The following is a 12,598-nucleotide window of genomic DNA, read 5'->3' on the forward strand; positions in this document are numbered from 1 at the left end:
GGACTGCGCCAACTGGCCCTCGGCGGTGCCGCCGCGGGTGTGACGTACGTCCTGGGCGCACTGTTCGGGACCGCCGTAGGGTGACTTCCTATGCGGTCCAGCGCATAATTAACGTGTTACCTCGCGGTTTCAGAAGTTGACCAGCGGGCATAAGGCTCTGGCGCCGGAGGCAACGTCGCCCACCGGCGACCCGCGCTGTCGGACGACGTACGTCCCACTGCGTTTCTCGATCCACCGCCTCCGGCGGTGTCCGCATGCTGGAAGCCCCTATCCGATTCTCGAGATAGCGGTCATCCTGTAACCTGCACGCAAAATTTCGCGGAGGGCCAACGTCGTCCCTCGGCACTGCACATGCCACGACGACGTTGGGAGAGCCGATGCGTTCCGCGTCCACGCACTCCGCGACCACCGGCAGCGCCACCAGCGCCGCCTGGTCGCCCATGGACGGGCGCCCCGCCCAGCAGGGGATGTACGACCCGCGCAACGAGCACGACGCCTGCGGCGTCGGCTTCGTCGCGACCCTCACCGGTGAGGCGAGCCACGCGCTGGTCGAGCAGGCCCTGACCGTCCTGCGGAACCTCGAACACCGCGGCGCCACCGGCTCCGAGCCCGACTCCGGCGACGGCGCGGGCATCCTCCTGCAGATTCCCGACGCCTTCCTGCGCGAGAACGTCACGTTCGAGCTGCCCGAGGCCGGCGCCTACGCCGCGGGCATCGCCTTCCTCCCCTCGGACGCCGAGGAGGCCCAGGCCGCCGTCTCGAAGATCGAGACGATCGCGTCCGAGGAGGGCCTGACCGTCCTCGGCTGGCGCGTCGTGCCCGTCGCCCCGCAGTTGCTCGGCAACGGCGCCCGCGCCACCATGCCCGCCTTCTCCCAGCTCTTCGTGGCCGACGGCGAGAACACCGGGCTGGCCCTGGACCGCAAGGCGTTCGTGCTGCGCAAGCGCGCCGAGCGCGAGGCCGGCGTGTACTTCCCGTCGCTGTCCGCACGCACGATCGTGTACAAGGGCATGCTGACCACCGGGCAGCTGGAGCCGTTCTTCCCGGACCTCTCGGACCGCCGCTTCGCCACCGCCATCGCGCTGGTCCACTCGCGGTTCTCCACCAACACCTTCCCGAGCTGGCCGCTGGCCCACCCGTACCGCTTCGTCGCGCACAACGGCGAGATCAACACGGTCAAGGGCAACCGCAACTGGATGCGCGCCCGCGAGTCCCAGCTCGCCTCGAAGCTCTTCGGTGAGTCCACCGAGACGCTGGAGCGCCTGTTCCCCGTCTGCACGCCGGACGCCTCGGACTCCGCGTCCTTCGACGAGGTCCTGGAGCTGCTCCACCTCGGCGGCCGCTCGCTGCCCCACTCGGTGCTGATGATGGTCCCGGAGGCGTGGGAGAACTCCACCTCCATGGACCCGGCCCGGCGCGCCTTCTACCAGTACCACTCCACGATGATGGAGCCCTGGGACGGCCCGGCCTGCGTCACCTTCACCGACGGCACCCAGGTCGGCGCGGTCCTGGACCGCAACGGCCTGCGCCCCGGCCGCTACTGGGTCACCGACGACGGCCTGGTCGTGCTCTCCTCCGAGGTCGGCGTCCTGGACATCGACCCCGCCAAGGTCGTCCGCAAGGGCCGCCTGCAGCCCGGCCGGATGTTCCTCGTGGACACCGCCGAGCACCGCATCATCGAGGACGACGAGATCAAGGGCGCCCTCGCCGCCGAGCACCCGTACGCGGAGTGGCTGGAGGCCGGCGAGATCGAGCTCGAGGACCTCCCCGAGCGCGAGCACATCGTCCACACCCACGCCTCGGTCACCCGCCGCCAGCAGACCTTCGGCTACACCGAGGAGGAGCTGCGCGTCCTCCTCGCGCCGATGGCCAAGACCGGCGCCGAGCCGATCGGTTCGATGGGCACGGACTCGCCGATCGCCGCGCTCTCCGAGCGCCCCCGGCTGCTCTTCGACTACTTCACCCAGCTGTTCGCGCAGGTCACCAACCCGCCGCTGGACGCCATCCGCGAGGAGCTCGTCACCTCGTTGATCTCCTCGCTGGGCCCGCAGGGCAACCTCCTGGAGCCGACCGCTGCCTCCTGCCGCAGCGTCACCCTGCCCTTCCCGGTGATCGACAACGATGAGCTGGCCAAGCTCATCCACATCAACGCCGACGGCGACATGCCGGGCATGAAGGCCGTCACCCTCTCCGGCCTCTACCGCGTGCACGGCGGCGGCGAGGCCCTCGCGGCCCGGATCGAGGAGATCTGCGCCGAGGCCGAGGCCGCCATCGAGGACGGCGCCCGCCTGATCGTGCTGTCCGACCGGCACTCCGACGCCGAGCACGCGCCGATCCCGTCGCTGCTGCTCACCTCCGCCGTCCACCACCACCTCATCCGCACGAAGCAGCGCACCCAGGTGGGCCTGCTCGTCGAGGCCGGTGACGTCCGCGAGGTCCACCACGTCGCGCTGCTGATCGGCTACGGCGCCGCCGCGGTCAACCCGTACCTGGCCATGGAGTCCGTCGAGGACCTGGTCCGGGCCGGCACCTTCCTGCCCGGCGTCGAGCCCGAGACCGCCATCAAGAACCTGATCAAGGCGCTCGGCAAGGGCGTCCTGAAGGTCATGTCCAAGATGGGCATCTCCACCGTCGCCTCCTACCGCGGCGCGCAGGTCTTCGAGGCCGTCGGCCTGGACGAGGCGTTCGTCGACACCTACTTCCACGGCACCGCCACCAAGATCGGCGGCGCGGGCCTGGACGTCGTCGCCAAGGAGGTCGCCCAGCGGCACGCCAAGGCGTACCCGGCCTCCGGCATCGCCCCGGCGCACCGCGCGCTGGACATCGGCGGCGAGTACCAGTGGCGCCGCGAGGGCGAGCCGCACCTCTTCGACCCGGAGACCGTCTTCCGCCTGCAGCACTCCACGCGCTCGGGCAAGTACGAGATCTTCAAGAAGTACACCGAGCGGGTCAACGAGCAGTCCGAGCGCCTGATGACGCTGCGCGGCCTGTTCGGCTTCAAGTCCGACCGCCCCTCGATCCCGATCGAGGAGGTCGAGCCGGTCAGCGAGATCGTCAAGCGGTTCTCCACCGGCGCCATGTCGTACGGCTCCATCTCCCAGGAGGCGCACGAGACCCTCGCCATCGCCATGAACCAGCTGGGCGGCAAGTCCAACACCGGTGAGGGCGGCGAGGACCCGGAGCGCCTGTACGACCCGGCGCGCCGCTCGTCCATCAAGCAGGTCGCCTCCGGGCGTTTCGGTGTGACCAGCGAGTACCTGGTCAACTCCGACGACATCCAGATCAAGATGGCGCAGGGCGCCAAGCCCGGCGAGGGCGGCCAGCTGCCCGGCCACAAGGTCTACCCGTGGGTCGCCAAGACGCGGCACTCGACGCCGGGCGTGGGCCTGATCTCCCCGCCGCCGCACCACGACATCTACTCCATCGAGGACCTGGCGCAGCTGATCCACGACCTGAAGAACGCGAACCCGCAGGCGCGGATTCACGTGAAGCTGGTCTCCGAGGTCGGCGTCGGCACGGTCGCAGCGGGTGTCTCCAAGGCGCACGCGGACGTGGTCCTGATCTCCGGCCACGACGGCGGTACGGGCGCCTCGCCGCTCACCTCGCTGAAGCACGCCGGTGGTCCCTGGGAGCTCGGCCTCGCCGAGACCCAGCAGACGCTGCTGCTCAACGGCCTGCGCGACCGCATCGTCGTGCAGACCGACGGCCAGCTGAAGACCGGCCGCGACGTGGTCATCGCCGCCCTGCTGGGCGCCGAGGAGTACGGCTTCGCGACCGCCCCGCTGGTGGTCTCCGGCTGCGTCATGATGCGCGTCTGCCACCTGGACACCTGCCCGGTCGGCATCGCCACGCAGAACCCGACGCTGCGCGAGCGCTACAGCGGCAAGGCCGAGTACGTCGTCAACTTCTTCCAGTACATCGCGCAGGAGGTCCGCGAGCTCCTCGCCGAGCTGGGCTTCCGCACGCTGGAGGAGGCCGTCGGCCACGCCGAGCTGCTGGACACCACCCGCGCGGTGAACCACTGGAAGGCGCAGGGCCTGGACCTGGCCCCGCTGCTGCACGTGCCCGAGCTGCCCGAGGGCGCCGTCCGCCACCAGCTGGTCCCCCAGGACCACGGCCTGGAGAAGGCGCTGGACAACCAGCTCATCAAGCTGGCCGCCGACGCCCTCAACGCGGACACCGCGGAGCAGGCCCAGCCCGTCCGGGCGCAGGTCGCCATCCGCAACATCAACCGCACGGTCGGCACCATGCTGGGCCACGAGGTGACGAAGAAGTTCGGCGGCGCGGGCCTGCCCGACGACACCATCGACATCACCTTCACCGGCTCGGCGGGCCAGTCCTTCGGCGCCTTCCTGCCGCGCGGTGTCACCCTCCGCCTGGAAGGCGACGCCAACGACTACGTCGGCAAGGGCCTCTCCGGCGGCCGCATCGTCGTCCGCCCGGACCGCGGCGCCGACCACCTGGCGGAGTACTCCACCATCGCGGGCAACACCCTCGCCTATGGCGCCACCGGCGGCGAGCTGTACCTGCGCGGCAAGGTCGGCGAGCGGTTCTGCGTCCGCAACTCCGGCGCCACGGTGGTCTCCGAGGGCGTGGGCGACCACGGCTGCGAGTACATGACCGGCGGCAACGCGGTCGTCCTGGGCGAGACGGGCCGCAACTTCGCGGCCGGCATGTCCGGCGGCTTCGCCTACGTCATCGACCTCGACCCGGCCAACGTCAACAAGGACATGACCGCCGCGGTCAACCCGCTCAACGAGACCGACAAGCAGTGGCTGCACGACGTGGTGCGCCGCCACCAGGAGGAGACCGGCTCCACCGTCGCGGAGAAGCTCCTCGCCGACTGGGATGCCGCTGCCGCACGGTTCAGCAAGGTCATCCCGCCCACGTACCAGGCAGTGCTCGCCGCCAAGGAAGCCGCCGAGCAGGCCGGACTCTCCGAGTCCGAGACCCACGAGAAGATGATGGAGGCGGCGACCAATGGCTGACCCCAAGGGCTTCCTGAACCACGACCGCGAGGTCGCCAAGACCCGTCCCGTCGAGGAGCGCGTCAAGGACTGGAACGAGGTCTACCAGCCCGGCTCCCTGCTGCCGATCATCAGCAAGCAGGCGTCGCGCTGCATGGACTGCGGCATCCCGTTCTGCCACAACGGCTGCCCGCTGGGGAACCTCATCCCCGAGTGGAACGACTACGCCTACCGTGAGGACTGGGAGGCCGCCAGCGAGCGGCTGCACGCGACCAACAACTTCCCGGAGTTCACCGGTCGCCTCTGCCCCGCGCCGTGCGAGGCCGCCTGCGTGCTGGGCATCAACCAGCCGCCGGTGACCATCAAGAACGTCGAGGTCTCCATCATCGACAAGGCGTGGGACAACGGGGACGTCACCCCGCAGCCGCCCGAGCGCCTGTCCGGCAAGACCGTCGCCGTCATCGGCTCGGGCCCGGCCGGCCTTGCCGCGGCCCAGCAGCTGACCCGGGCCGGCCACACCGTCGCCGTCTACGAGCGCGCGGACCGTATCGGTGGTCTCCTCCGCTACGGCATCCCCGAGTTCAAGATGGAGAAGCGGCACATCAACCGCCGCATCGAGCAGATGCGCGCGGAGGGCACCAAGTTCCGCACCGAGGTGGAGATCGGCCGCGACATCGACGCCGCGAAGCTGCGCCGCCGCTACGACGCCGTCGTGATCGCCGCGGGCTCGACCACCTCCCGCGACCTGCCGGTGCCCGGCCGTGAGCTCAAGGGCATCCACTTCGCGATGGAGTACCTGCCGCTCGCGAACAAGGTGCAGGAGGGCGACCTGACGGTCTCCCCGATCTCCGCCGAGGGCAAGCACGTCGTCGTCATCGGCGGCGGTGACACCGGCGCCGACTGCGTCGGCACCGCGCACCGCCAGGGCGCGCTCTCCGTCACCCAGCTGGAGATCATGCCCAAGCCGGGCGAGGAGCGGAACGAGAACCAGCCCTGGCCGACCTTCCCGATGCTCTACAAGGTCACCTCCGCGCACGAGGAGGGCGGCGAGCGGCTGTACTCCGTCTCCACCACCCACTTCGAGGGCGACGAGGACGGCAACGTCCAGTGGCTGCACCTGATCGAGGTGGAGTTCAAGGACGGCAAGCTGGAGCAGAAGCCGGGCACCGAGCGGAAGATCCCGGCCCAGCTGGTCACCCTCGCCATGGGCTTCACCGGCACGGACAAGGAGAACGGCCTGGTCGAGCAGTTCGGCCTGGAGCTGGACGAGCGCGGCAACATCGCGCGCAACGCCGAGTTCGAGACCAACGTCCCCGGCGTGTTCGTCGCCGGTGACGCGGGCCGCGGCCAGTCCCTGATCGTGTGGGCCATCGCCGAGGGCCGCTCCGCGGCCAAGGGCGTGGACCGCTTCCTGACCGGCGCGTCCTCGCTGCCGGCCCCGATCAAGCCCACGGACCGCGCCCTGGCGGTGTGATCACCCGCCACCCCTGAATGTCCCGTACAACGGAGTACGGAACAAACGCGGCGCCTGCCCCTTCCCCGACCGGTGAGGGCAGGCGCCGCACGTGTGTGGGGGAGTTCCGGCCGCGTTTCACTCGATCGAAGCGATGAGTGCCTATCGTGGTCCTGGAGACTGCCGTGCTCCATACGCTGTGCCCGAAAAAGAGGCGCGCGATGACCCTGATGCATCACGAGATGGCTGAGGACATGTCGCCGATCGAGGACCCGCACGATCTGCTGCGCTTTCTGGAAGATCTCCCTGAGCTCGATCAGCTGAAGATCGAGCTCATCGACGGAAAGATCGTGATGCAGGCGTCGGCGGCACCGTTCCACAATCAGATCGTCATGAAGCTCGGCATGCAGTTCGAGTCGCACGGCTGGACCTCGTTGCCGGGCCAGGCCCTGATCTCCCCCATCTCCTCGTTCGAACCGAAGGCGGATCTCACTGTCACCACGCTCGAGGCGATGGCCGACAACGCCAACCCCTTTCCCGCGGAGCGAGTGGCCCTCGTAGTGGAGATCGTCTCCAGCGACAAGGACGTCGACTACATCAAGAAGCGTTTCTGGTACGGCATGAGCGAGATCCCGCTCTATCTCGTGATCGACCCGAACGTAGGCACCTGCTCGCTGCACTCGCAGCCGCACACCAACGGCTACCGGACCGTGACCACCTCGGAGTTCGGCGAGCCGGTGGAGCTGCCGGCCCCGTTCGGCTTCGGGGTCGACACCTCCACCTTCAAGCTGTACCCGCCCAAGCAGTAGGGCCGGTCAGCCCTCCTCCGCCACCAGGCGCGCCGGGAAGCCGCCCGTGGCGATGGGGCCCCAGCGGCGGGGGGTGATACGGATGATGGACTTGCCCTGCTTGATCATGGCGGCGCGGTACTCGTCCCAGTCGGGGTGCTCGCCGGAGATGTTGCGGAAGTACTCCACCAGCGGCTCGACCGAGTCCGGCGCGTCGATGACCTCGGCCTCGCCGTCGACCTGCACCCACGGACCGTTCCAGTCGTCGGACAGGACGATGACGCTGACGGACGGCGCGCGGCGGGCGTTGCGGACCTTGGCGCGCTCGGGGTACGTCGAGATGACGATCCGGCCCGAGTCGTCCACGCCGCAGGTCAGCGGCGAGCCCTGGGGGGTGCCGTCCGACCGGCGGGTGAGCAGGATGGCGCGGTGCCGGGGGCGGACGAACTCCAGGAGTTCGGGCAGTTCGACGGTCTTGTTGGTGGCGATGGAAGGGCTCATACGGGCGAGCCTAGGCGCTGGAGTGCGCTCGAAGCCCCACCGCCGCGACCCATGGGGCCGGCCCGTACCGCACCGGTACTACAGCAGGCCCGCCTCGCCCGCCCGGGCGATCGCCTCGACGCGGTTCCGGGCCCCGAGCTTGTGCAGGGCGGACTGCAGATAGGTCTTCACCGTGTTGCGGGCCAGGTCCAGTTCCGCGGCGATCTCCGGGTTGGTCCGGCCCAGCGCGGCCTGCCGCAGCACCTCGTGCTCGCGCCGGGTCAGGCCCGCCTCCTTCCGCCGCCGCAGCAGCTCGGCGCCGTCCGGCGCGGGCAGCCGCGGGCCGGACGCGTGGCCGGCCGCCGCGACCTCCCGGAGCGCAGCCGCCAGGTCCGCGGTCGCCGCGTCCTTCCGCAGCGAGCGGCGCAGGGCCACGCCCGCCTCGGCGAGCTGCCGTTCGACGCCGCCCAACCGGGCGGCGAGCCCCGGCTCCGCCGCGTACCCGGTGCGCAGGTCCCGCACCTGCGCCCCCAGCGTGGCGAGCAGCGCGCCGACCGAGTCGTGCAGCGACTCCGCGATCCGCCGCCGCTCGGCCGCCGCCTCCGCCGCGCGCTCCGCGTGCACCCGGTCGGCCACCGTCAGCGCCACGGCAACGGCGTCGGCCAGGCCGCTGAGCGCGGCGGTCTCGGCTGCGGTGAACCCGGCGCCGCCCCGCCGGGCCACGGAGACCACGCCGAGCAGCTCACCGGCGTGCACGACGGGCACGCCGAGCATGGCCCGAACGCCCTCGGCACCGACCGGCCCGTCGAAGTCATGGGTGATCACCCGCGAGCGCGCGTAGTCCCGTACCCGGCAGACCTCGCCGGTGGCCAGCACCTTGCCGCCCACGCCCGATCCGGCGGGGATCACCAGGCCGTGCAGCCCGTCGTGGCGGGTGCCCGCCCAGAACCGCATGACAGCGGTCCCGCCCCGCTCGACCTGCCCGGCCAGGCCGATGTCGGCGCCCGCCAGGACCCGCGCCCGCCGGGCGGCCTCCCGCAGCGCGGCGCGCCGGTCCAGCAGGCCCACCAGGTCGGCGTGCGTGCCCGTGCTCATGGCCCGAGTGTCCCACCGGCCCCGCCCGCCGCGCCGTGGCCGCCGACACACCAGGTGTATCCATGTCCGGGCGGCGCCTCCGCGCGGAGACCGGGCGGGAGGGTCTCCATATGGAGGTGTTGCGGGGCGCCCGGCCGCTCCATGATGACCTGCACGGGAGGGCGGCGCCGCGCGGGCCGCAAGGCGCGCCTCTTCCTCCGGCGCCCTGTACGGGACACAGTGGACGCCCGAAGGACCGACCAGGACGCAGTCAGGGCGGGCGAACGGATGCCTGTGCGGCCGGTCGGCTGACACGAGGAGTGAGCGCGAAGATGCGTGCATACCGTGCGGCGCACGAACAGAGCATCAGCGACCCCGAGACCTTCTGGGGAGCCGCGGCCAAGGCCGTGACCTGGACGAAGGAACCCACCCGCGTCCTGGACGCGGACCACCCGCCGTTCTACCGCTGGTTCCCCGACGGCGAGCTCAACACCTGCCACAACGCCCTGGACCGGCACGTCGCCGCCGGTCACGGCGACCGTACCGCGCTGATCCACGACAGCCCCGTCACGGGCACGCAGCAGCGCTTCACCTACGCCGAACTCCTGGACCGCACCGCCCGCTTCGCCGGCGTGCTCCGCTCCCTCGGCGTCGGCAGAGGCGACCGCGTCGTCCTCTACATGCCGATGGTCCCGCAGGCCGTCATCGCCATGCTGGCCTGCGCCCGTCTCGGTGCCGTGCACTCCGTCGTCTTCGGCGGCTTCGCGCCCCGCGAGCTCGCCGTCCGTATCGACGACGCCAAGCCCAAGGTGGTCGTCTCCGCCTCCTGCGGCATCGAGGGCAAGCGCGTCCTCGCGTACAAGCCGATGCTCGACGAGGCACTGCGCATCGCCGCGCACAGCCCCGACCACTGCGTCATCCACCAACGCCCCCAGGAACGGGCCGAGCTGACGGCCCGTGACCTGGACTGGGACGAGGCCATGACGGCCGCCGAGCCCGCCGACTGCGTGCCCGTCGCCGCCACCGACCCGCTCTACATCCTCTACACCTCCGGCACCACCGGCCGCCCCAAGGGCGTCGTGCGCGACAACGGCGGCCACGCCGTCGCGCTGACCTGGAGCATGGCGAACATCTACGACATCGGCCCCGGCGACGTGTGGTGGACGGCCTCCGACGTCGGCTGGGTCGTCGGCCACTCCTACATCGTCTACGCCCCGCTGCTGACCGGCGCCACCACCGTCCTGTACGAGGGCAAGCCCGTCGGCACCCCGGACGCGGGCGCCTTCTGGCGGGTGATCGCCGAGCACCGGGTGAAGGCCCTGTTCACCGCGCCCACCGCACTGCGCGCCGTCCGCAAGGAGGACCCGGAGGCGGCCCTGCTCGCCCGGTACGACACGGACTCGCTGCGCACGCTGTTCCTGGCGGGGGAGCGGCTGGACCCGGAGACGTACCGCTGGGCGAGCCGGGTGCTGGGCGTGCCGGTGATCGACAACTGGTGGCAGACCGAGACCGGCTGGCCGATCGCCGCCAACCTGCGCGGACTGGACCCGATGCCGGTCAAGCCGGGCTCGCCGACCGTGCCGGTGCCCGGTTACGACCTGCGGGTCCTGGACGAGAACGGCGAGCCCTGCGGCCCCGGCCGGGACGGCGCCGTCGCGCTGAAGCTGCCGCTGCCGCCCGGCTCGCTGCCCACCCTGTGGAATGACGACCAGCGGTACGTGGACTCTTACCTGTCGCGGTTCCCCGGCCACTACGCGACCGGCGACGGCGGCTACGTCGACGAGGACGGCTACGTCTTCATCATGGGCCGCACGGACGACGTGATCAACGTGGCCGGCCACCGGCTGTCCTCGGGCGCGATGGAGGCCGTCATCGCGAGCCACCCGGCGGTCTCGGAGTGCGCGGTCATCGGGGTGGCCGACACGCTCAAGGGCCAGGTGCCGCGGGCCCTGGTGGTCCTCAAGGCGGGCGCCACCGACGACCACGAGCGGGTCGCCGCCGAGGTGGTGCAGGCCGTACGCCGGGAGATCGGCGCGGTCGCGGCGCTGAAGGAGGCCGTGGTCGTGCCCGCGCTGCCCAAGACCCGCTCGGGCAAGATCCTGCGCCGCAGCATGCGCGCGCTCGCCGACGGCGTGGACGAGCCGGTCCCCGCGACCGTCGAGGACCCCGCCGTCCTGGAGGCCCTGCGGCCGGTGCTCCGCCCGCAGCCCCGGGACTGACCCGCCGGCACATCCCCGCACCATCCGCAGTCGCCCGCCGGTCGGCCCCGCACGGGCCGGCCGGCCCGGACGACGACCGTACGAGGACAGCAGTGAGCAGCAGCGACAGGATCAGGAACAGCGCACTGGCCCGCCGGGTGACGACCGCCGAGGAGGCGGCCGCGCTGATACCCGCCGGCGCCACCGTCGGCATGAGCGGCTTCACCGGCGCCGGCTACCCCAAGGCCGTACCCGGCGCACTGGCCCGGCGCATCGGGGCCGAACGCGCCGCGGGCCGCCCGATGCGCGTCAGCGTGTACACGGGCGCGTCCACCGCGCCGGAGCTGGACGGGGTGCTCGCCGAGGCCGACGGCGTGGACCTGCGGCTGCCGTACCAGAGCGACCCGGTCACCCGGCAGAAGATCAACAGCGGTGAGATGGACTACGTCGACCTGCACCTCTCGCACGTCGCCCAGGCCGTGTGGCAGGGCTGCCTCGGCCCCCTCGACGTGGCCGTCGTCGAGGTCAGCGGCGTCACCGAGGAAGGCCACCTGATCCCGTCCTCCTCCGTCGGCAACAACAAGACCTGGATCGACCGCGCCGAGAAGGTGATCCTGGAGGTCAACTCCTGGCAGTCCGCCGGCCTGGAGGGCATGCACGACGTCTACTACGGCACGGCACTGCCCCCGCACCGCAAGCCCGTGCCGGTCTGCGCCCCCGGCGACCGGATCGGCGTCCCGTACCTGACCTGCCCGCCCGAGAAGGTCGCCGCCGTCGTCGAGACGCACGCCGCCGACCGCAACAGCCCCTTCAAGGCACCGGACGAGACCTCGCACCGCATCGCCGGTCACGTCCTGGACTTCCTCGCGCACGAGGTGAAGCGCGGGCGGCTGCCCGCGAACCTGCTGCCGCTCCAGTCCGGTGTCGGCAACGTCGCCAACGCGGTCCTCGCCGGCCTCGCCGACTGGCCGGCCGCCGGGCTCACCGCGTACACCGAGGTCATCCAGGACGGCATGCTCCAGCTGCTGGACGCGGGGAAGCTGGAGGTGGTGTCCGCCACCGCGTTCTCGCTCAGCTCCGGCACCGTGGAGGAGTTCAACGCCCGCGCCGCCGACCACCGCGACCGGATCGTGCTGCGCCCGCAGGAGATCAGCAACCACCCCGAGGTGGTCCGGCGGCTCGGCTGCCTGGCGATGAACGGCATGATCGAGGCCGACATCTACGGCAACGTCAACTCCACCCACGTCATGGGCAGCCGCATCCAGAACGGCATCGGCGGCTCCGGCGACTTCGCCCGCAACGGCCGGCTGTCCTTCTTCCTCAGCCCCTCGTGCGCCAAGGGCGGCGCGATCTCCGCGATCGTGCCGATGGTCTCGCACGTGGACCACACCGAGCACGACGTCGACGTCCTCGTCACCGAACAGGGCCTCGCCGACCTGCGCGGCCTCTCCCCGAAACAGCGCGCCCGGCAGATCATCGACCGCTGTGCCCACCCCCGCTTCCGCCCCGCGCTGGAGGAGTACTTCCAGCAGGCCCTGGCCACCGCGTACGGACAGCACACCCCGCACCGTCTCGACCAGGCCCTGTCCTGGCATACGCGCTACGTGAACACCGGCTCCATGCAGCCCTCTTGAGGCC

General features: G+C 71.2%; 7 protein-coding genes. 5 read left to right on the forward strand and 2 right to left on the reverse strand.

Features of this window, described 5'->3' with window-relative positions; all coding sequences use genetic code 11:
• Nucleotides 1–440: 440 nt before the first annotated feature.
• The 3 genes from gltB to C3486_RS14000 all read left to right on the forward strand — a co-directional run bounded on the left by gltB (nucleotide 441) and on the right by C3486_RS14000 (nucleotide 7,229).
• Nucleotides 441–4,988 carry a glutamate synthase large subunit gene (gene gltB / locus C3486_RS13990; RefSeq protein ID WP_181138547.1) on the forward strand — a complete coding sequence of 1,516 codons (4,548 nt, stop codon included), beginning with the start codon at nucleotides 441–443 and terminating at the stop codon, nucleotides 4,986–4,988.
• On the forward strand, nucleotides 4,981–6,441 hold the full coding sequence (locus C3486_RS13995; RefSeq protein ID WP_103833003.1) for a glutamate synthase subunit beta: 1,461 nt from the start codon (nucleotides 4,981–4,983) through the stop codon (nucleotides 6,439–6,441). The genes gltB and C3486_RS13995 overlap by 8 nt, the downstream gene beginning before the upstream one ends.
• Nucleotides 6,442–6,641: 200 nt before the next feature.
• A complete protein-coding gene (locus C3486_RS14000) occupies nucleotides 6,642–7,229 on the forward strand; it encodes a Uma2 family endonuclease (protein WP_103833004.1) in 588 nt (195 codons plus the stop codon).
• A gap of 6 nt (nucleotides 7,230–7,235) precedes the next feature.
• On the opposite strand, the gene C3486_RS14005 is transcribed toward C3486_RS14000, so the two are convergent.
• Together C3486_RS14005 and C3486_RS14010 are read right to left on the reverse strand one after the other, a co-directional pair.
• On the reverse strand, nucleotides 7,236–7,709 hold the full coding sequence (locus C3486_RS14005) for a PPOX class F420-dependent oxidoreductase (RefSeq protein ID WP_103833005.1): 474 nt from the start codon (nucleotides 7,707–7,709) through the stop codon (nucleotides 7,236–7,238).
• A 78-nt stretch (nucleotides 7,710–7,787) separates the two neighbouring features.
• Nucleotides 7,788–8,783, reverse strand: a complete 996-nt coding sequence (locus tag C3486_RS14010; RefSeq protein WP_181138546.1) for a LuxR C-terminal-related transcriptional regulator — start codon at nucleotides 8,781–8,783, stop codon at nucleotides 7,788–7,790.
• Between the two features lie 311 nt (nucleotides 8,784–9,094).
• Between C3486_RS14010 and C3486_RS14015 the strand changes: the two genes are divergently transcribed.
• Together C3486_RS14015 and C3486_RS14020 are read left to right on the forward strand one after the other, a co-directional pair.
• Nucleotides 9,095–10,981 (forward strand): propionyl-CoA synthetase, encoded by a 1,887-nt coding sequence (locus C3486_RS14015; RefSeq protein ID WP_103833007.1) that lies wholly within the window; start codon nucleotides 9,095–9,097, stop codon nucleotides 10,979–10,981.
• Between the two features lie 92 nt (nucleotides 10,982–11,073).
• On the forward strand, nucleotides 11,074–12,594 hold the full coding sequence (locus tag C3486_RS14020) for an acetyl-CoA hydrolase/transferase family protein (protein ID WP_103833008.1): 1,521 nt from the start codon (nucleotides 11,074–11,076) through the stop codon (nucleotides 12,592–12,594).
• The last annotated feature ends 4 nt before the right edge of the window (nucleotides 12,595–12,598 follow it).

This window comes from Streptomyces sp. Ru73, from assembly GCF_002920575.1.
GTDB lineage: Bacteria > Actinomycetota > Actinomycetes > Streptomycetales > Streptomycetaceae > Streptomyces.

Excerpts from the sequence above, each read along its gene's own strand:
- gltB (WP_181138547.1), top strand. The coding sequence starts at position 441 with ATGGACGGGCGCCCCGCCCAGCAGGGGATGTACGACCCGCGCAACGAG.
- C3486_RS13995 (WP_103833003.1), top strand. The coding sequence starts at position 4,981 with ATGGCTGACCCCAAGGGCTTCCTGAACCACGACCGCGAGGTCGCCAAG.
- C3486_RS14000 (WP_103833004.1), top strand. The coding sequence starts at position 6,642 with ATGACCCTGATGCATCACGAGATGGCTGAGGACATGTCGCCGATCGAG.
- C3486_RS14005 (WP_103833005.1), bottom strand. The coding sequence starts at position 7,709 with ATGAGCCCTTCCATCGCCACCAACAAGACCGTCGAACTGCCCGAACTC.
- C3486_RS14010 (WP_181138546.1), bottom strand. The coding sequence starts at position 8,783 with ATGAGCACGGGCACGCACGCCGACCTGGTGGGCCTGCTGGACCGGCGC.
- C3486_RS14015 (WP_103833007.1), top strand. The coding sequence starts at position 9,095 with ATGCGTGCATACCGTGCGGCGCACGAACAGAGCATCAGCGACCCCGAG.